18 protein-coding genes are annotated in these 19,439 nt (G+C 47.5%); 3 read left to right on the top strand and 15 right to left on the bottom strand.

Features of this window, described 5'->3' with window-relative positions; genetic code table 11:
• Window positions 1-100: 100 nt before the first annotated feature.
• The 6 genes from DXA55_RS00080 to DXA55_RS00060 form a co-directional block, all read right to left on the bottom strand.
• Window positions 101-760, bottom strand: a complete 660-nt coding sequence (locus tag DXA55_RS00080; RefSeq protein WP_022462570.1) for a ClpP family protease — start codon at window positions 758-760, stop codon at window positions 101-103.
• Window positions 761-843: 83 nt separating this feature from the next.
• Window positions 844-1,572: a YebC/PmpR family DNA-binding transcriptional regulator gene (locus DXA55_RS00075; protein WP_022462571.1), complete on the bottom strand. Its 729-nt coding sequence runs from the start codon at window positions 1,570-1,572 to the stop codon at window positions 844-846.
• A 137-nt stretch (window positions 1,573-1,709) separates the two neighbouring features.
• Complete coding sequence (locus DXA55_RS00070) at window positions 1,710-2,057, bottom strand: type II toxin-antitoxin system PemK/MazF family toxin (protein ID WP_022462572.1); 348 nt, start codon at window positions 2,055-2,057, stop codon at window positions 1,710-1,712.
• A 6-nt stretch (window positions 2,058-2,063) separates the two neighbouring features.
• A complete protein-coding gene (locus DXA55_RS18015) occupies window positions 2,064-2,186 on the bottom strand; it encodes a hypothetical protein (RefSeq protein WP_256372849.1) in 123 nt (40 codons plus the stop codon).
• Window positions 2,187-2,249: 63 nt separating this feature from the next.
• A complete protein-coding gene (locus DXA55_RS00065) occupies window positions 2,250-3,758 on the bottom strand; it encodes a bifunctional ADP-dependent NAD(P)H-hydrate dehydratase/NAD(P)H-hydrate epimerase (protein ID WP_022462573.1) in 1,509 nt (502 codons plus the stop codon).
• A gap of 89 nt (window positions 3,759-3,847) precedes the next feature.
• Complete coding sequence (locus DXA55_RS00060) at window positions 3,848-4,504, bottom strand: redox-sensing transcriptional repressor Rex (RefSeq protein ID WP_022462574.1); 657 nt, start codon at window positions 4,502-4,504, stop codon at window positions 3,848-3,850.
• 154 nt (window positions 4,505-4,658) lie between these two features.
• Between DXA55_RS00060 and DXA55_RS00055 the strand changes: the two genes are divergently transcribed.
• The gene (locus DXA55_RS00055) at window positions 4,659-6,584 is read left to right on the top strand and encodes an ABC-F family ATP-binding cassette domain-containing protein (RefSeq protein WP_117812762.1); all 1,926 of its coding nucleotides are present in this window, start codon (window positions 4,659-4,661) and stop codon (window positions 6,582-6,584) included.
• Between the two features lie 98 nt (window positions 6,585-6,682).
• Here DXA55_RS00055 and DXA55_RS00050 read toward each other — a convergent pair whose 3' ends face one another.
• From DXA55_RS00050 to DXA55_RS00035, 4 genes are all read right to left on the bottom strand, one after another.
• Window positions 6,683-7,885 (bottom strand): NADP-dependent isocitrate dehydrogenase, encoded by a 1,203-nt coding sequence (locus DXA55_RS00050; protein ID WP_055217983.1) that lies wholly within the window; start codon window positions 7,883-7,885, stop codon window positions 6,683-6,685.
• Window positions 7,886-8,050: 165 nt separating this feature from the next.
• A complete protein-coding gene (locus tag DXA55_RS00045; RefSeq protein WP_055227885.1) occupies window positions 8,051-8,896 on the bottom strand; it encodes a S8 family peptidase in 846 nt (281 codons plus the stop codon).
• 94 nt (window positions 8,897-8,990) lie between these two features.
• A complete protein-coding gene (locus DXA55_RS00040) occupies window positions 8,991-10,325 on the bottom strand; it encodes an MATE family efflux transporter (RefSeq protein ID WP_117812761.1) in 1,335 nt (444 codons plus the stop codon).
• A gap of 284 nt (window positions 10,326-10,609) precedes the next feature.
• Window positions 10,610-11,977 (bottom strand): MATE family efflux transporter, encoded by a 1,368-nt coding sequence (locus tag DXA55_RS00035; RefSeq protein WP_055227883.1) that lies wholly within the window; start codon window positions 11,975-11,977, stop codon window positions 10,610-10,612.
• A gap of 123 nt (window positions 11,978-12,100) precedes the next feature.
• On the opposite strand from DXA55_RS00035, the gene DXA55_RS00030 reads away from it, so the two are divergent.
• Window positions 12,101-12,988 carry a LysR family transcriptional regulator gene (locus DXA55_RS00030; protein WP_117812760.1) on the top strand — a complete coding sequence of 296 codons (888 nt, stop codon included), beginning with the start codon at window positions 12,101-12,103 and terminating at the stop codon, window positions 12,986-12,988.
• Here DXA55_RS00030 and DXA55_RS00025 read toward each other — a convergent pair.
• The 3 genes from DXA55_RS00025 to DXA55_RS00015 all read right to left on the bottom strand — a co-directional run bounded on the left by DXA55_RS00025 (window position 12,957) and on the right by DXA55_RS00015 (window position 16,425).
• Window positions 12,957-13,451, bottom strand: coding sequence for a GNAT family N-acetyltransferase (locus tag DXA55_RS00025; protein WP_117812759.1), 495 nt, complete (start codon window positions 13,449-13,451; stop codon window positions 12,957-12,959). The genes DXA55_RS00030 and DXA55_RS00025 overlap by 32 nt on opposite strands.
• Before the next feature lie 78 nt (window positions 13,452-13,529).
• Window positions 13,530-14,753 carry a M28 family metallopeptidase gene (locus DXA55_RS00020; RefSeq protein ID WP_117812758.1) on the bottom strand — a complete coding sequence of 408 codons (1,224 nt, stop codon included), beginning with the start codon at window positions 14,751-14,753 and terminating at the stop codon, window positions 13,530-13,532.
• Window positions 14,754-14,895: 142 nt separating this feature from the next.
• Entirely contained in the window at window positions 14,896-16,425 is a 1,530-nt protein-coding gene (locus DXA55_RS00015; protein WP_117812757.1) for a spermidine synthase, read from the bottom strand.
• A 128-nt stretch (window positions 16,426-16,553) separates the two neighbouring features.
• Between DXA55_RS00015 and DXA55_RS19465 the strand changes: the two genes are divergently transcribed.
• Window positions 16,554-16,628, top strand: coding sequence for a DUF6783 domain-containing protein (locus DXA55_RS19465; RefSeq protein WP_373141018.1), 75 nt, complete (start codon window positions 16,554-16,556; stop codon window positions 16,626-16,628).
• A 38-nt stretch (window positions 16,629-16,666) separates the two neighbouring features.
• On the opposite strand, the gene DXA55_RS17430 is transcribed toward DXA55_RS19465, so the two are convergent.
• Window positions 16,667-17,290 carry a prolyl oligopeptidase family serine peptidase gene (locus DXA55_RS17430; protein ID WP_117812756.1) on the bottom strand — a complete coding sequence of 208 codons (624 nt, stop codon included), beginning with the start codon at window positions 17,288-17,290 and terminating at the stop codon, window positions 16,667-16,669.
• Window positions 17,291-17,396: 106 nt separating this feature from the next.
• Window positions 17,397-18,977 (bottom strand): ATP-binding cassette domain-containing protein, encoded by a 1,581-nt coding sequence (locus DXA55_RS00005; RefSeq protein ID WP_117812755.1) that lies wholly within the window; start codon window positions 18,975-18,977, stop codon window positions 17,397-17,399.
• Window positions 18,978-19,439: the final 462 nt, after the last annotated feature.

Here is a 19,439-nt window from a genome sequence, read left to right as displayed (position 1 = left end):
TTTTCTCTTTTGTGAAAGTCCGGACAAAACTTCCGTTCGAATTTTCACAGCGAACTCATTCTAACACAAAATCCCCTGAAACACAAGCCGCGCCGTGAAGTCAATTTTCTGTCCCTGCTGCCTTTTTCATCAGCTCATTCAGCTTTTCGAGCGCGCGGGCAATGCCGCCGACCTCGTCGATCAGGCCTTCTTCCACTGCCTGCGGGCCGTCCAGCATTGTTCCGACATCCTTGACCAGCATTTTCGTATCGAGCATCAGCTCCTCGAGCCGTTCCTTGGTGATTTTAGAATGGGCCGATACAAAACCTGTGATCCGATCCTGCGTCTTTTCCATATTACGGTACGTCTGTGCAACACCGATGAACATGCCGTTTGTACGCACCGGGTGAATGACCATGGTGGCACTCGGCACGATCAGCGAATAGTCTGCTGCAACGGCGAGCGGGACACCGATCGAATGACCACCCCCTAAAACGAGCGATACCGCAGGCTTTCGCATGGACGCAATCATCTCTGCAATTGCAAGACCGGCCTCCACATCTCCGCCTACGGTATTCAGGAGAATCAGAAGACCATCAATACTTTTGTCCTCCTCGGCACGGGCAAGAGCAGGGAGAATGTGCTCATAGCGCGTCGCTTTCGTGCGCTCGCCGAGTGATTCATGCCCCTCCACCTCGCCGATGATGGACAGCAGATAAATGTTGGTCTTCAGTTCTACAATATTTTCTTTTTCTGTCTGGTTTTTCTGTGATTCTGCCATACGGATTTCCTCTTTTCTGCTATTCCAAAATAGCTTCATCAGTATGCGCAGATTCTTATGATTCTATGTAATTTCCAGTGAAATTACTCGTCCAGGTTGGTATATACGTACTGTACGTCGTCGTCGTCATCCAGCAGATCCAGGGTACGGTTCAGGTCTTTTAATGCCTGCGGATCGGTCAGCTCTACGTAGGTCTGTGGGATCATGGTAACGTCTGCCTCTGCCATGGCGATACCGTCTTTCTCCAGAGCCTCACGTACTGCGGAGAAGTCATCCGGATCGGTGATGATTTCGTAGCTGTCCTCTTCGTCTGCGAAGTCTTCTGCGCCTGCATCCAGAGCAAGCATCATCAGATCGTCAGCATCCATTTCGCACTCTTCTTTGTCGATGATGATCTGGCCTTTTTTGTCGAACATGTAGGATACGCATCCCGGTGTTCCAACGCTTCCGTTTCCTTTGGTGAAAGCGCTTCTTACGTTTGCTGCGGTACGGTTCTTGTTGTCGGTCAGAGTCTCTACGATGATCGCGATACCATTCGGGCCATAACCTTCGTAGGTGATACGCTCGTAGTTGTCTGCGTTTGCATCTCCGGCAGCTTTTTTAATACCGCGGTCGATGGTATCGTTCGGCATGTTGTTTGCTTTTGCTTTTGCGATAACGTCACGCAGCTTGCTGTTGTTTGCCGGATCCGGTCCGCCCTCTTTGACAGCGATTACGATCTCACGGCCGATGATGGTAAAGATTTTACCTTTTTTTGCGTCGTTTTTTTCTTTCTTATGCTTAATATTGGCAAATTTTGAATGTCCTGACATACCTCTTTTGTCTCCTTTATTTAAAGTATTACTTTTCTGTAAAAAGGTTTCCCCGAAAAACGGCAGAAGCCCATATAATATAGAATATAGCACGATCTTTCTCATTCGTCAACCGTGAACCGCGCCAAAAATACCCCTTATGTAGGCAGATCTAGGCTGATTTTCAGTGCTTCGTTCACAAGGGCCAGCTGTTCCGGCGTCAGATGACAGATTTTATCTTTCAGCCTTCTCTTATCGATCGTCCGAAGCTGTTCCAGTAAAATAACAGAATCCCGTACAATCCCATAGGCGGACGCTTCGATCTCAATGTGCGTCGGCAGCTTCGCCTTATTCATCCTCGATGTAATCGCCGCACAGATCACCGTCGGACTGTGCCGGTTGCCGATGTCATTCTGAATGATCAGCACCGGACGGACACCGCCCTGCTCACTTCCCACAACGGGCCGCAGGTCGGCATAATATACATCGCCACGCTTGATTACCACTTGTGCTCACTCTCCGATTCTTTCCGTTTTGCTTTCCCATACGATAACGATCCGGCGTTTTACGCCTTTTAAAATCGTTTCCATGTATTTAATATTGCCTGTTTTTCCGGAGGTATTCACAAATTTCATCCGGCGCTTCAAAAAAGTCCGCCCGGAGTCCTTTTGGGAACCCGTGATTCTGATCTGCTTTGCTCAGATTGACTGCAATCCTCTGATAATCTCGGATGCTGTTACATAGGAAGCACTGCTTTTTTCTTCCGCAGCCTCTCCCGCCTTTCCATGCGCATATGCCGCCAGTGCCGCTGTTTTGGCAAGGCTGATTTTTTTCTCGTTTTTTTCACACTGACGTTTTGCTGCAAAGGCGCCTGTGATTCCCGCGAGCACATCGCCGCTTCCCGCCGTCGCAAGCGCACTGCTTCCGCTTGTGTTTATGTAATACTGCTCACGCCCTTCCTCTGCTGTCACGGTTACGGAATCCTTTCGTACACAGCAGGCCTGGTATTTTTCGGCTGCCCTTCCGGCGCTTCCTGCCGGGTCACGCTGGCATTCTGCAATGGTCATGTGCAGCAGCCGTGCAAGCTCTCCTACATGAGGCGTTAAAATTTTTTCTGCCCGGCAGCCCGAAAGAATCTCTGCATCTTCTGCAATCAGGTTCAGCGCATCTGCATCCAGAACAAGAGGAACTTCTGTGTGCTGCACCGTAAAAACGAGCAGTTCTTTTGCCGTCCGGCTTTTGGAAAGTCCCGGTCCCGCAACAACAGCGTCCGCCCAGGCGAGATCCTGCAGCAGGGCTTCTTCCGGAAGCGGCTCATCCTCCTTCCAGAAATCCGCCATTGCTTCCGGCAGGGCACAGAAAAGCGGCGTACGGTTTCTTTCCTCTGTCACAACCTTTACCATGCCGGCACCGGATGCAAGGACTGCCCTGGCACACAAAACAGCGGCTCCGCACATGGCACCGGAACCGGCAAGTACCAGCACCTTTCCGAAGGTTCCCTTATTTCCCATCGGCGTGCGGGTAAGAAACCGGTCCAGATCTTCTTTTTCCACTGAACCGTACCAGGGCGTCTCCTCTTCTCCTGCATCAAAGCCGATTCCGATATCACGGACCAGGACCTCTCCGGCATATCGTTTTCCGGGATCAAAGAGAAGCCCTGGCTTTGCACAGGCAAATGTCACCGTGGCTCTGGCTTTCACCGCCGCATCAAGGACCTCTCCGGTATCCGTGTGGATCCCCGAAGGGATGTCCACGGCAAGAACAGGAACACCGCTTGCGCAGATTGCTTCCACTGCCCTCCGGTACTCCCCTGCCAGCGGACGGGATACGCCAATTCCAAAGATGGCATCTATGATAACAGTATATTCCCGGAAATCCGGATTCTTAACCTCACGGACCCCATAATTTTCCGCAATTTTCTTCTGTGCTCTCATGCCTTCACTGTATTTTTCCGGATTTCCAAGACAGAACAGTTCCGCATCCACCCCTTTCGTCTTTAAAATCCGTGCAATTGCCGCACCGTCCCCTCCATTATTTCCGGGACCGCACACAGCAAGGACTTTTCCTGTATCCCATGTTCCATTTTGAAGCTCCTCCACGCAGGACAGCGCTGCGCGCTCCATCAGTACCAGGGACGGTACCCCCATGGTTTCGATCGTATTGCGGTCTGCCTGCTTCATCTGTGCTGCTGTAAGAATCCGTTTCATCGCTTTTCCTCCTTTTCCTGCCTTATCCGGAAAGTGAACAGAAAAAGTCTCCGGTTTCCCGAAGACTCTCCTGCTTTTGTTTTGGTTTCTTAATTGTTCTTTGGATGCTCCGCCTCATATCTGGTCAGATTGTAGGAGAGACGCATCAGACTTTCGGAAAGATGGACGTTCTCGACGATCACATCTTTCGGAAGTTTTAAGTTTAGATCGGTATGTGCAAAATTCCAGATTGCTTTTACACCGTTGTCCACGAGAATCTCTGCCATCTCTACCGCTTTTGCTTTTGGCAGTGTCAAAGCCGCAATCTCTACATGGTGTTCCTTGATAAATTCCGGAAGCTCGTCCGCCATGCGGATTTCAATTCCGCGCACGGAGATTCCTTTTAATACCGGGTTGACGTCAAAAATACCGACCGTTTTGAATCCGCTTCTTTCAAAGGCCGCATAATTAGCAAGCGCCTGTCCCAGATTTCCGGCTCCGACAAAAATCATATTGTGGACTCTGTCCAGACCTAAAATTTTTCCAATCTCGCTGTACAGATACCGCACGTTATAACCATACCCCTGCTGGCCGAAGCCGCCGAAATTATTTAAATCCTGGCGAATCTGGGAAGCTGTCACTTTCATCCGCTCGCTCAGCTCACCGGAAGAGATCCGTTCTACTCCGTCCTCCAGCAATTCGCCCAGGTAACGATAATATCTAGGAAGTCTTTTGATAACTGCCCGCGAAATTCCTTTTTCTTCCAAGATAAATTCCTCCTTATTTACACCTGCATATATTCATATTATATATGGTTGATAGAAAATTGTCAAAGATTTCTTGAAATTTTGTGTATTACTCTCTATAATAAGGATGGTGTATTATGTCAAAATACAGAAATATGTTATCTGGAGGAACCACATGATTCTTGCATGTCAGAATATCTCGAAAGCATTCGGGACAACGGAAATTATCAAAAATGCATCTTTTCATATAGAAGAACGCGAAAAAACCGCACTGGTCGGCATCAACGGTGCCGGAAAATCGACGCTGTTAAAAATCATCATCGGCGAAATGAGGGCCGATGAGGGAGAGGTCATCCTCTCCAAAGGAAAGACGATGGGCTATCTCGCCCAGCATCAGGATCTGACCGGACACCTTTCCATTTACCAGGAAGTGCTGACCGCGAAACAGAATCTGATCGATATGGAGGAACGCCTCCGTCAGATGGAAAGTGATATGAATACAAAATCCGGTGCAGAGCTGGATGAACTTCTTTCCACCTACACCCGCCTCTCCCATACCTTTGAACTGGAAAACGGATACGCGTACCGCAGTGAAGTCGTCGGTGTTTTAAAAGGTCTTGGCTTTTCCGAGAGCGATTTTGAAAAACAGGTGGACTCCCTCTCCGGCGGTCAGAAGACCCGCGTGGCACTTGGTAAACTGCTGCTCACCAAACCGGACATCATTCTGCTCGACGAGCCGACCAACCACCTCGATATGGACTCGATCTCCTGGCTCGAAACGTATCTTTTAAATTACAGCGGAGCCGTCCTGATCGTCTCCCATGACCGTTACTTTCTCGACCGCGTTGTCACAAAAGTCGTTGAAGTGGACAATAAAAAAGTAACAACTTTTGAGGGAAACTATACCGCCTACAGTCAAAAAAAAGCAATGCTCCGTGAAGCCGCTTACCATGCCTGGGTCAACCAGCAGCAGGAAATCCACCATCAGGAAGAAGTCATTGCAAAGCTGAAATCTTTCAACCGCGAGAAATCCATCAAACGCGCCGAGAGCCGTGAAAAAATGCTGGACAAAATGGATGTGCTGGAAAAGCCGACCGAAGTACGCTCCGATATGCGGATCCGTCTGGAACCGCGCATCACAAGCGGAAACGATGTGCTGACCGTCGAGCACCTCTCCAAAGCCTTCCCGGGACAGACGCTTTTCCAGGATCTGAATTTCGAAATCAAGCGCGGGGAGCGCGTCGCAATCATCGGAAACAACGGAACGGGAAAAACGACGATCTTAAAGATCTTAAACGAAGTCATCCGCCCGGATGCCGGCTCTTTTACACTTGGAAGCCGTGTACAGATCGGTTACTACGATCAGGAGCATCAGGTGCTCCACATGGAAAAGACCATTTTCCAGGAGATTTCCGACGCGTATCCGTATCTGACAAACACCGAAATCCGAAATGTGCTGGCCGCCTTCCTGTTTACAAACGACGATGTCTTCCAACCGATTCATACCTTGAGCGGCGGTGAGCGCGGACGAATTTCTCTTGCCAAGCTGATGCTCTCGAACGCCAACTTCCTGATCCTCGACGAGCCGACCAACCACCTCGATATCGTATCAAAGGAGATTCTGGAAAACGCGCTGAAGGATTACACTGGAACGGTACTGTACGTTTCCCACGACCGTTACTTTATCAATCAGACTGCAACCCGGATTCTGGAGCTGACGGGACAAACACTCGTCAACTATATCGGAAATTACGATTACTATCTGGAGAAAAAAGAAGAGCTGACCCGCATCTATGCTCCTGCTGCCGATGCCGCCGCTCCGGAAGAAACAGCGGCTCCTTCCGAAGCCTCCTCCACAAAGCTGGACTGGAAAGCGCAGAAAGAAGAACAGGCACGTCTCCGCAAGAAAGAAAACGAGCTGAAAAAGACGGAGAAACGAATTGAAGAGCTTGAGACACGCGATTCGGAAATTGATGAGGAAATGTCGAAACCGGAAGTCGCAACGAATGTGGCAGAGTGTGTGAAATTAAGCAAAGAGAAAGCAGAGATTGCCGCGGAACTCGAAGAGCTGTATGAAAAATGGGAAGAGCTTGCCGAATAGGCCTGGTTTTCCCCGGAAAATTCAAAACAGAAAAAGCCGGTCCGGCGCATCCCTTTTTGCGGGAATGCCGGATCGGCTTTCTTTTTTGCTTCGTTTAATTATTTCTCCAGCTCCTCGCGGATGGCCAGGATGAAATCACGGCTGTTTAATACGGTCGGATTTTCCATGGTGGTGATCAGCGCAAGGTCTTTTGTCATTTTTCCGCTCTCGATCGTTGCGATCGTTGCTTTTTCCAGACGGTCTGCAAATGCGGAAAGTTCTGCGTTTCCATCCATTTCCCCGCGTTTTCTGAGTGCGCCGGTCCATGCAAAAATGGTGGCCACGGAGTTGGTGGATGTCTCCTCACCTTTTAAGTGACGGTAATAGTGGCGCTGTACGGTTCCGTGCGCAGCCTCGTACTCGTAATATCCGTGCGGGGATACGAGAACAGAAGTCATCATCGCAAGGGAACCGAAGGCGGAGGATACCATGTCGCTCATGACATCGCCGTCGTAGTTCTTGCAGGCCCAGATAAAGCCGCCCTCTGCTTTCATGATGCGGGCAACGGCGTCGTCGATCAGAGTGTAGAAGTAGGTAATGCCTGCTTCTGCAAATTTCTCTTTGTACTCTGCATCGAAGATCTCCTGGAAGATATCCTTGAAGCGGTGATCATACTTCTTGGAAATCGTATCCTTGCTTGCAAACCACAGATCCTGTTTCGTGGACAGTGCGTACTCGAAACAGCTTCTCGCAAAGCTTTCTATGGAGTTATCCAGATTGTGCATGCCCTGAATGACACCGGCGCCGGTGAAGTTGTGGATCAGCTCTCTTGTCTCGGTGCCGTCCTCAGCCGTATAAACCAGCTCTGCTTTTCCCGGTCCCGGAATGCGCATTTCTGCATTTTTATAGACATCTCCGTATGCATGACGGGCAATCGTGATCGGTTTTTTCCAGTTGCGCACGCACGGCTCGATGCCTTTTACGACAATCGGGGTACGGAAAACGGTTCCGTCGAGCATGGCACGGATCGTTCCGTTCGGGCTCTTCCACATTTCTTTCAGATTGTACTCGGTCATACGCGCTGCATTCGGCGTAATGGTGGCACATTTGACTGCTACACCGTATTTCTTGGTAGCGTTTGCGGAATCTACGGTTACCTGATCGTTCGTCTCGTTTCTGTGTTCCAGTCCCAGATCGTAATATTCCGTTTTCAGGTCAATAAACGGGAGAAGCAGCTCATCTTTGATCATTTTCCAGAGAATTCTGGTCATCTCATCTCCATCCATCTCTACCAGAGGAGTGGTCATCTGAATTTTTTCCATAGTAGGCCTCCTTTTTCTATTCCCGTTTATTGTATAAAGTATCCTATAGCTTGTCAAGTCAAAATTCGCCTGATTTTTTGGCATTTTCCCATAAATTCACACAATTTTTGCAGGATGAGAGGTGTTTTCCTTCATTTTTCTTTTTTTATGCTGCCGCACAGTGTCTCACAGAAGAGACAGAAAACGGTCTGTTTGAAGCATCCCATGCCCCTGACGGTTGCGCGGAAGGCCAAGGTCTCTCGCCGATTCGCAAAGCAGCATTTTCGCCTGGACATTTGTAAGATCCGGAACCCGTTCAAGTGCCAAAGCCACGGCTCCGGACACCCGCGGTGCCGCCATCGAGGTGCCGCTCTTCACCACATATTCCTTCCTGCTTCTTCCAGGCGCGCAGGAAATGAGACGTTTTCCAGGCGCGACAAGATCCGGTTTGCAGACGCAGTCCCGTGTCGGGCCGCATCCGGAGATTCCTCTTCTTGGCTCCAGCAGATCGCCCGCTCCCACGGTGATCACTTTTCTGCTGCTCCCCGGCGCCGTAATACTGCCCGGAGCGGGCCCCAGATTTCCGGCCGCTGTCACAACAGTGATCCCGTCATCCCAGGCGCGCTCCACCGCCTGTACTAGCAGATCATCCACCGTTTTTTCCTGCTCTGTTGTTCCCACTGAAATATTTAAAATGCGGATATTAAGTCTTATTCGCTCTTTGCACACCCAGTCAATCGCCGCGAGGATATCCTGCTTTCTTCCATTTCCCCTTCGGTCCAGAATCTTCACTACGACAAACCGGCATCCCGGTGCCGCACCCTGGTATTTTCCGCCGGACGCTCTTCCACTTCCGCCAAGGATACCACAGACATGCGTTCCGTGTCCATTGTCATCGTAAGGCGTCTCCCGCCCGTACACAAGATCCCGGAAGGCTACAATCCGGCCGTCAAAATCCATATGGGGAAAAATCCCTGTATCCAGCACGGCGGCTGTAATTCCTTTTCCTGTCAGATTTTCCTGCTCTTTCATCCATAAGCCCCTGTGTATTCTTATCTTATGGTATGCAAAAAAGGCTGCCTTTCGCAAAGAACAGCCTTTTTGTTTTTCTTTTCTATACTTAAAACTAAATCTGCTTTTCCCCTTTCCGTTTCCAGAGAGCTGCTGCAAGCGGGATGCCGCAGAGCTCAGCCAGGACAAAGGCGCCCCATATCAGATTCAGGTTTCCAAATCCTTTGAGAAGAAATGCAAACATCAGCGGCAGAATCGCCTGGCGTGTCATGGATATGTACATACTTTCTTTTCCAAGGGAAAGTCCCTGCAACGCCGCCTGATAGATCAGGCCTGGAATCGAAAGCAGATAGGCCACTGCCAGAATGCGGAGCGCCGGAACTCCGATGCGCATCAGATTGTCCGAGGCATCAAAAAGTTTCAGTACAACGCCAGGACAGAATTCCAGCACGGCAAAAAAGATAAGAAACAGTCCGCCGCCGTAAAGAATGCCGTACCGGATCGACTGACGGATTCTTTCTTTTTGCTTTGCGCCGTAATTGTACGCTACAATCGGAATCAGACCGTTTGTGATACCGTGAACACCGACGGTTGTAATATTCTGAATCTTTGTGCACACACCAAAAGCAGCAACTGCCGTCGAAGAAAAGGTAATAATAATCGCATTCATCGCCATGTTGACAACCGAGGTCAGAATCTGTACCAGCGTGGACGGAAAACCGACTTTTATGATCTCACGCACACTCACCCAGTCCGGTTTCAGCGTAAAAGCAAACGGGATTTCCGGGTTCCACTTTTTATTAATCATCATTCCGGCAAGACAGCCCACAAACTGGCCGATGACGGTTGCCAGCGCAGCTCCGGCCGTCTCCATCCGCGGAAGGCCGAACCAGCCGAAAATAAAGATCGGATCGAGAATCAGATTTGTCAGCGATGCGGCGGAAAGTGTAAAAATAAAAAGGTGCGCTTTTCCGCTTGCCATGACAAACCGGTCAAAGACCCACTGTCCCATCTGGCCGAGAGACGCGATCATACAGATACTTAAGTATTGGATGCCATACGCTGCGATGGCTTCATTGCCGCCGGACTGACTTTCAAAATAGATCCGGGCAAATGCGATACATAAAATACTGTTTAAAATCCACGAGCAGAATGCAAGAAAAAGCGCGGCGCTCGCTGCATCTTTTACCTTTTTCTGATTCTTTTCTCCAAGTGCCCGGGAAATGACGGCGTTCAGGCCGACCGCATTTCCAAGACCGAGCGATGATACAATGAGCTGCATCGGAGCCGCCAGGGAAATTGCCGTCAGTGCATCCTCAGAAACCCGCGCAACGAACACGGAATCTACGAAGTTGTAAAGCGAATTAATCAGAAGTGACAGCATCAGCGGCAGCGCCATGGAAATCACCAGACGGCTGACCGGGATCGTTCCCATTTTGTTTTCTTCCATAAAAACCCTCTCCTATTCTTTTGTTTTTTCTGTTTCCAGTGTAGCGTGAATTTCCGGAAAGATCAAATACTTATCTTCGATACAACAAAATAGTTTTTAGCTATACTTTATAATTTTTTCACCTGCAGAAACTGCCACCGGCAGCTCTCTTCGAATGCAGCGCAGCGAAAAAGGGGAATCTAACCCTTTTGATCGTATGTATCGCAACAAAAACAGAAAGATATCTGCCGAAACGGTTTCGGTAAATATCTTCCTGTACTTTTTTCAAAAACTTTTCAAAACTATTACTTCTGCTGCTCCATTCGCTTCAATTCCGGCAGAACCAGAATCAGCATGGTGATAAAGCAGAGACTTCCGCCGATTACGTTTGATACCGGTTCGGCAAGGAAGACACCGTCCGTTCCCATGTGGAGTACGTACGGCATCAGATAGGTGAGCGGTACAACAATGAAGACTTTTCGGAGCAGAGAGAAAAAGATCGCCTGTTTCTTTTTATTCAGAGATTTGAATACGGTCTGTCCAATGTACTGCAGATCCATGAAAATGAATGCTGCAAAGTACTGCTTCAGAGCCGGAACCGCATCTGCTGTCAGTACCGCATCCGAACTGAAAATACCGATCAGCGCATGCGGCGCCAGAACAATCACGCTCCACATCACTGCGGTATAGCCGAGGATCATCGCACTCATGACACACATCGCCTTGCGCACGCGGGCCGGACGGCGTGCACCGTAATTATAGCTCAAAATCGGAGAAGTTCCCTCATTCATTGCATAGATCGGTGTCTCGACGAGCTGACGCACGCTCGATACGATCGTCATAACAGAGATGTAAATATCACCGCCGGTCACGGAGAGTACGTTGTTGCAGCAGATCGTGACAAGGCTGTTGGTCAGCTGCATGATAAATCCCGCGGTACCGAGGCTGACAATATTTTTCGCATAGCCTGCACACTCAGAAATTTCATCTTTCCGCACAAAGCGCACTTTCAGTTCCGATTTCCGGGTCAAGAAATACAGAACGAACACTGCGGAAAGTGTCTGGGAAATCACAGTTGCAATCGCAGCCCCCTGCACACCAAAGCCAAACACAAAGATAAACAGCGGGTCAAGCAGCAGATTTGCGACCGCTCCGATCGTGACGGAAAGCATACCAACGGTCGAGTAGCCCTGCGCGTTGATGAACGGGTTCATGCCGGTTGCCACCATCGACGGCAAAGTTCCGATCAGATAAATCATCATATAAGGATACGCGTATACCATCGCATCTGCCGATGCACCGAACAGTGACAGCAGTGGACGGGCAAACAAAAAGCCGATCACCATCAGTATGACAGCACAGACACATACCATGGAATACGACGTATTCATAATACGTTCCGCCTTTTTTTGATCATTCTTTCCACGCTCAATCGAAAACAGCGGAGCGCCGCCGCTTCCAAACAAGTTGCTGAATGCTGTGATGATAACGATCAGCGGAAAGCACAGACCGACTGCACCGAGTGCCGCCGTTCCTACCTCCGGGATCCGCGCGATGTAGACGCGGTCTACAATATTGTACAGCAGACTCAAAATCTGAGCAACCAGCATCGGGAGCGCTGCCCCGAGGATGTTTCCGGTTACGGTTCCATGTTCGAAATCAATTCGTTTCATTTGTTCCCTCATTCCCTTCTTTTTCACTTGCTTTTCAGTATAGCATGGCGTATTCTATATGTAAATTATTGTTTTTATATTGAAATTGAATAATTTTTATATAGTTTTTTCAGGAGGATTTTTATGGAACTTCGACAACTCGAATACTTCCGCGCCATCGTGGACGCGGGAACCATCAGCGGGGCGGCACGGGTGCTGCATATGACACAGCCGCCGTTAAGTTATCAGATCAAAATGCTGGAGGAAGAGCTTCAGGTGCCTCTTCTCATCCGCGGCACAAAGAAAATCACTCTGACCGAGGCAGGAAAAACACTGTATGAACAGGCAGGAACGCTTCTGATGTTTGCGGATCTCACCAGGCGCGAAGTCGTAAAATCCAGTCAGTCTGCGACACTCCACATCGGCATGACGCCATCCACCGTTTCACTGCTCGCCGACTATCTCCTGCGATTTTCCTGGAAATACCCGCACATCCATTTCGATGTCCACGAGGGTTCTACCTTTGCTTTAAAAGACCAGCTCGAAAATCACATGGTGGATCTCACCACGCTCCGCACGCCAATCGTTTTAAATGGCTGCGAGACGAAGACCCTTTTAAAAGAGAGCATCACCGCCATGGCACTCCCTTCTCACCCGCTTTTTGCCGGGCGTGAAACCCTTTCGCTTACAGAACTTGCCGAGCAGCCGCTGATTCTGTCGAACCGCTACCGGAAATACATGCTCTCCGCTTTCGAGCAGGCAGGTCTGTTCTGCGATATCTATCTCACCTGCGAGGACGCCCGCACGGCAATGACAATGGCAGAAAAAGGCCTTGGCATCGCTCTTCTGCCGGCCTCCATGCTGAATCTTACCCATAAATTAAAGGCCTGCACCATCACAGATGCAGACCTTACAACCGAAATCCTGCTTGCCTGGCGCAAGGGGCGCCTTCCGTCTGAACTTCGGGCTTTTCTGGAATTGTGGGATGAAAATGACTCCCTCAATAATCAAATTCATGTTCCCCAACCGTAATCGTCTGCGTCAGTTTTTCATCCTGATACGGTTTACGGATCTCAATTAGATTCAGAACGGTGTAACCACGCTTTCTCAAAAATTCAATCATCCTGTGGTTATTGGGATGGACATAGTTGTAAACCGTATCGTTTCCATAAGAAGCTGCAATTTCTTCTGCCTTGCCATGCAGTGCGGCAGCGACTCCCTGCCGGCGGTACTCTTCTCTGACAAAGATGGATTCCACCCACACCACCTCGCTCTCAATACGACAGACAACATAACCTGCGTATTCGCCATGCACCGTAGCGGCAAACACTGGAAATCCTGCTAAAAGGTATTCCTTCATTTCTTCCCGTCCGTCTTCCACGTTCGGTTTTGATGCAATTCCTTTATAGGAACGCAGTTCTACTCGAAACAGCGCAACCATTTCTGCAAGGGCATCGTTTACCTGCCTGATTTCTACCAGTTCTATTTTTTTCATGGTTTCTCTCTCCTGCCACTGTCGTTCTTTTTCCTATTTGCAATTCGTCTCGCTGCTCATATCCGTGATCGAAGTATATCAGGCTTCTTTTCTCTTGCGAAACAGATATTCATCCAGTTGTTTCCGAATCGTTTCCGGTATTTCTCTTGCCACCGGGCAGACCGCTGCGTTTGCGAATCTTCCGGTAAATACTGTCAGGAAATCAATATCTTTTTGCAGCTGCTCCATCGACATCACATCTTTGACATCGTAGCGGCAGTGAATCGGGGCGACATTTCCGTTGGCAATACGCGCAAACGAAACAGCCGGAACCCCATGATCGGCAAATGGTGTGGAATCACTGGAATAGACGCCGTTTTCTGCTGCGATTGGAAAGCCAACTTCTGCAGCCATATAGCTGATGTAATGGGTAAGCTTTTCTTCTGCCGATACGCAGGCAATAAATTTTCCCATATACGTTCCGATCATGTCCAGATTGATGTTCAGTACGATCTGTCTCAACTCTTTCTCATGATCTCTGACATACGCCTTCGATCCTAAAAGTCCTCTTTCTTCGCTTCCGCAGAATACAAACCGAAGACCATAATTCAGCTCTTTCCCTTTCATCTGCTCCATGATTCCAAGAAGCCCTGCGCATCCGCTCATGTTGTCATATGCACCATGCGAAAGCGATGTCGTATCATAATGCGCGCTTAAAACGATCCATTCTTCTCTTTTTCCCGGCAATTCTGCAATCACATTATGGGATTCTCCATCGTATTCCTTCTGCCGGATTTCCAAACGGATCTGTTTTACTTTATTTTTCACAAGTTCTACTGCCTGTGCGGAGTGAATCATAGCGCAGAGCACTTTCTTTTCCTCTCCGACAACGGCTTCCCGAAGATCTCTCTGATCAATGTCTGTATGTGGGTAATAGCTGTTTCCATATTGGAACAGAATCGCTTTCGCGCCTGCTTTCATCAAATCCTGGTACGCAAAAAATCCGATTCCCTGCGTATCCATCAGCACAATTTTATCTTTTGCACCGGCAACGGAAACCGGATCGGTTCCCGGCATATAGTAGAGTTCGCCTTCGACACTTCCGCTTCCGCAGCATGTGAGAGCTTTGCATGAAATTTCCATCCCGTCTGCATACAAATGTGCCTCTTCGATTTCGCCCATCGCAACGCGGAAACCTTCCAGTTTTGCCGGGACTCCTAATGCTTCACACTGCTCCTTTAAATAGTTTGCAACCTGCAATTCTTCTTTTGTACCGCTTGCATGTACAAAATCTGTCTGGTCAAAAATAGATTTTAACTTCATATTTTTAGTTCTCCTTTATAACCATTTTTTCTGTATATCATTTGCTAACATAACCATGTTATTTCGTACAACTTTTTTAAAAAACTGTGATGGTGTATCTGTTCCTCTTTCTCATTCCCATGATTTATGTTTTTTCCAGAGCTCAGAGAGACTCGATCAGTCCTTTGATTCCCTGCTCTTTATAGATATCTTTATAGTATTGGACTTCATCCTTGATCAGCTCATCGATCACCTGCATGCCAAGCAGCTCCACCGGCGCCTGGTCATCTGTGAGGATATAATTTCCTTTCTGATATTCTGTAAGATTTGACGTAACTTCCTGCATCATATTTTTCAGGTTTACGTTTGTAAGTTCCCCCGTATGTTTCGTCAGATTCTTTACGATGTCCGGATTGTCCGACGCAAAGAGTTCCCGGTTGGACGATCCTGCCACATCCACTGTAACCGCTGTATCAAAGACACTTCCAATCGTATCCGAAAGGTACTGATTGATGTTTCCTTCCTTCATTCCACGCATATTCATGTTTACCACCATAACGCCATCGTCCTTCAGATGTGATTTGACCAGTTCAAAGAACTCTTTGGAGGACATCTGGAATGGAATTGTGATATCCTGATATGCATCGACCATAATCACATCATACGTTTTCTGCGATGCATTTAAAAACGCTCTTCCATCGTAAGTAGTCACCGGAATATCCTCGGAAAGTGAAAAATATTTCCGCGAGAGATCCGTGATCTTTTCATCAATCTCTACACCCTCAATGTTCATGTTCCCAAAATATTTCTTACACTGTGTGGCGTAGGTTCCCGTACCCATGCCAAGGATCAGCACATCCATCTGATCTGTCGGCTTGTCTTTGAGCATAAACGGCGCCGCCATCGCATAATCATAGTACATTCCGGTCAGTTCATCCTGCTTCATATAGACAGACTGTACGCCAAACAGAACATTGGTAGACAATGCTACTCTCTCATCATTTTCGTACACCTGAAGATAGTTGTATACAGACTCTCCCTCATATGTCAGGTTGTTTTCCCAGAATGCGAAGGAATCGGAATAACCTGTTCCACAGCAGAACGCGAAAATAAGTACCGATGCAATCACTTTCTTTTTCCCTGCTTTTTCCATCACAAAATACACGATGGATAACGCAAGTAAAATTCCCGCAAAGATCAGAAAAGTGATCGATGTTCCAACCGCAGGGATCGTAACAAACGTCGGCACAAAGGTACCAATAATGCTGCCGATCGTATTGAATGCTCCCAGTGTTCCCACCGTTTTTCCGTTATCATCCAGATTGCTCACCGAATATTTGACCAGCGACGGAGTTACCGTACCCAGTAAAAATAACGGGAACACAAAAATTACCATACAGGCCACAAACGCAGCCAGGATCAGAAAATTGTTATTTACGGAAAAAATCAGAACCGCAGAAATGCCAACAATGATATATTTTCCGACCACGGGAATTAACGCAATCCATAAAGCAGCTACGATGATACGTCCATAGAGCTTGTCCGGATTGGGCGACTTGTCCGCCGTTCTGCCTCCATAGATATTTCCCAGTGCCATAGCAATCATGATGGTTCCGATGATGATCGTCCATACAATCTGTGAAGAACTAAAATACGGGGCAAGCAGCCTGCTCGCACCAAGTTCTACCGCCATCACAGACATTCCGGAAAAAATTCTGTCAGATACAAAAATAACTTGTTTTTTAAGATGCCACGATTTTTTCTTTCCATGTCGACTCCTTTTTTATTTTATCTTTTTGCTGCCATCATGCCGGCAAAAGAGTGAAACATACCGCAAAATGGAACGCACAGAATGCGGAAATGATTTTTCAAACGCGCTCTACTATCATACTATAGACTTCTTTGGAATTTTGCAATATATTTTTCCATGACTCTTAATGTCCAAACAGCCATCCCATAATTTTTTCATCCCGACAGAACAGATAACCGCCTCCGTGCTGATAAGTCACTTTCGTTCCTGCAAAGTAATTTTTCTCTTTTATATCCAGTACCAGCAAATTGTCTATTTCGGATTTTGCTAAACCCTGCTCTGCATACAGCTCATATAAAATCTGATACGCTTCTTTAAACGGTTCTGATCCATAATATTCATCACTTTCGCCAATCACAAAATAGACCGGTGTTTTTGCCTCTGTCACCGGTTCATATGCTCCATCCCATTTGGAGCTGCACATGAGCGCTGCAGTAAACAGTTCCGGCTTTTTTCCCAGGATCAGCGCCAGCGTTTCTCCTCCGCCGGAATAGCCGTTACTATATACTTTTTCCGGTTCTGCTGCCCCTTCTGATGCTGCTGTTCTTTCTGTTTCTTCCAGCTCTGTCATTTCTTCTGTGTTTCTTTTTTCTTCTGTATCCTTTGAATCCTCTATCTGTTCAGATCCCGCTGCCGGAACATCCATATTCCTTTTTCCAGCGCTTTTAAAAAACTGTCTGGATAGCAGAAGCGATATAGCAAAAATAGCAAAGCAAACCGTAATCAGCATTATTTTTCTTTTTGTCATAATGTGAATTCCTCCTTTTTTTACTATTTTTAATCATAGCAAAACGAGACCTCCATAAGAAGTCTCGTTTTTTTTTCAGTCATAACCTTTCCGTTTATTCTTCTGGTCAAAGCTCTACCACTTTCGTTGCCAGCTTTTTGGCAAACCTTGCATCATGCTCCACGATCAGCATCGTTGGCTGGAACTGCGCAATCAGTTTCTCAATCTGCATCCGTGAAAATACATCAATATAATTCAGCGGTTCATCCCACAGATAGAGATGCGCAGGTGTTAAAAGGCTGGCAGCAATCAATACTTTTTTCTTCTGTCCCTCGGAAAATTCCTCCATGTTTTTTACAAACTGTTCTCTGTCCAGATCCAGGCTGCGCAACATGGAAAGGAGCATTGGCTCATCAATTTCCTGCTTTTTGGCAAATTCTTTCAGCGTTCCGGACAGATGCGAGGTATCCTGGTTGATATAGGAAATAACGAGATTTGAGGCAATCGAACAGGTACCCGTTGCCATTATATTTTCGCCGGAAAGATTTTCGCATCCGGACATCGTAATTTTCCGCTTTTCGATTCCGCCATTGGAAGAATTTTGCAGGTTCTGCGTCAGAATATACTTGATCAGGCTGGATTTTCCACAGCCATTTTTTCCTTTCAGAAAAACACGGTCTCCTTGTTTCAGTTCAAAATTCAATCCGGTGATCACATTCTCTTTTCCATCCCGGTATTTTAAGGAAAAATCCCTGCATTCGATCAGCCGTTCTTTGTAATGGGAAAGCGGCATAATCTTTAAATCTTTTACCGTTTCGATATCTTTTAACAGCCCTTCCTTTTTCTCGATCTCCCGGTCCATTCTCTCCTCGTACGCTTTGACGCGCGACTGCATTTTCTTCGTCTTTGCTCCGATATACGATCGTGTCGATATCGATCTGTCATGTTCTTTGGCTGGATCATATCCAATCTTGGTATTTTCATTTTTTTCTGCCCAGCGCGAAGAACAGTCGGCGGCTGCCTTTAGTTTTCCAATTTCTTTTACACGTTTTTCATGTTCCATTCTGGCAAAATGATCTGCTTTTTCCTTGTTTTCCCACCAGCTGGAAAAATTGCCGCTCTGTACTTCGATCGAGGCCCGGTTTAAAACCAGCACATGATCGATGCAGGCATCCAGCAGATCCCTGTCGTGGGATACCAGAATAAATCCTTTTTTTGACGCCAGATATTTTTTGATAATCTCTCTGGCGTCCTGATCCAAATGGTTGGTGGGTTCATCGATCAGCAGAAAATCATTTTCACCGGAAAAAAGGACTGCAAGCATAACCCTGGTCCGCTCCCCAAAGCTTAACGTACCAAATGGTCTGTACAAAAGTTCTGCGTCCATATCCAGTTTTTCCAATTCACAAAGAACTCTCCAGCTCTCTACTCCCGCTTTCCAGTCTTCCATCAGCTCCGCTGCTGTCCGTTCCAGATCTTTTTGTTTCACCGGATACGGAAAATAATCGAAGACAACCGAGCGGGTGATCGCTCCCTGGTATTCGTATTTTCCCAGGAGTAACTGAAGAAACGTTGTCTTTCCCTTTCCGTTTCTTCCCACAAAACCAAGCTTCCAGCTGGTGTCGATTGAAAACGATACATTTTCAAAGATTGTATCATAACTTCCTTCATACCCAAAAGTTAGATTACTGACATTGATCTGTGCCATAAAAACTCCCTTCTGCCTGTTTTTCTTTTTCTCACGTATAAAAAATTCTGCCTAGAGTATTTAAAAAGCGAGCCCGCTTTGCGTACGCAAAACAGACCCGCATCCTAAACAGACACAGCGTGCATGGCACTGGTGTCGGAACATAACGAATCGTCTGAGTATCTAATTTAAGCGTACACAAAATAACCTGTTTCAAACAGGTCCTATCAAAATACAATTGTGTTTTCCAGCTTAAATTATTTCAGATACATTCCCTCACCTTTACACGTTCATGTTCTTTCTTTTTTTCTAGTTAGCAACCACCAGTTCAACTGGTGGTTTATTATTAGCCCTCCAAAGGGCTATTGTTACTACTCGCCCCAAAGGGCGGTATCGCAAGCACTTTTGCTGGCCCGCTATAAAGCGGTACTACTCGAATCTTCTCGTCTCGATTCTTCTGCTTGCTCTTTTATATACTTTTGA

The organism is Blautia sp. OF03-13 (assembly GCF_003460685.1).
GTDB classification, from domain to species: domain Bacteria; phylum Bacillota; class Clostridia; order Lachnospirales; family Lachnospiraceae; genus Fusicatenibacter; species Fusicatenibacter saccharivorans.
This window is presented reverse-complemented; position numbering and strand designations above follow the sequence as displayed.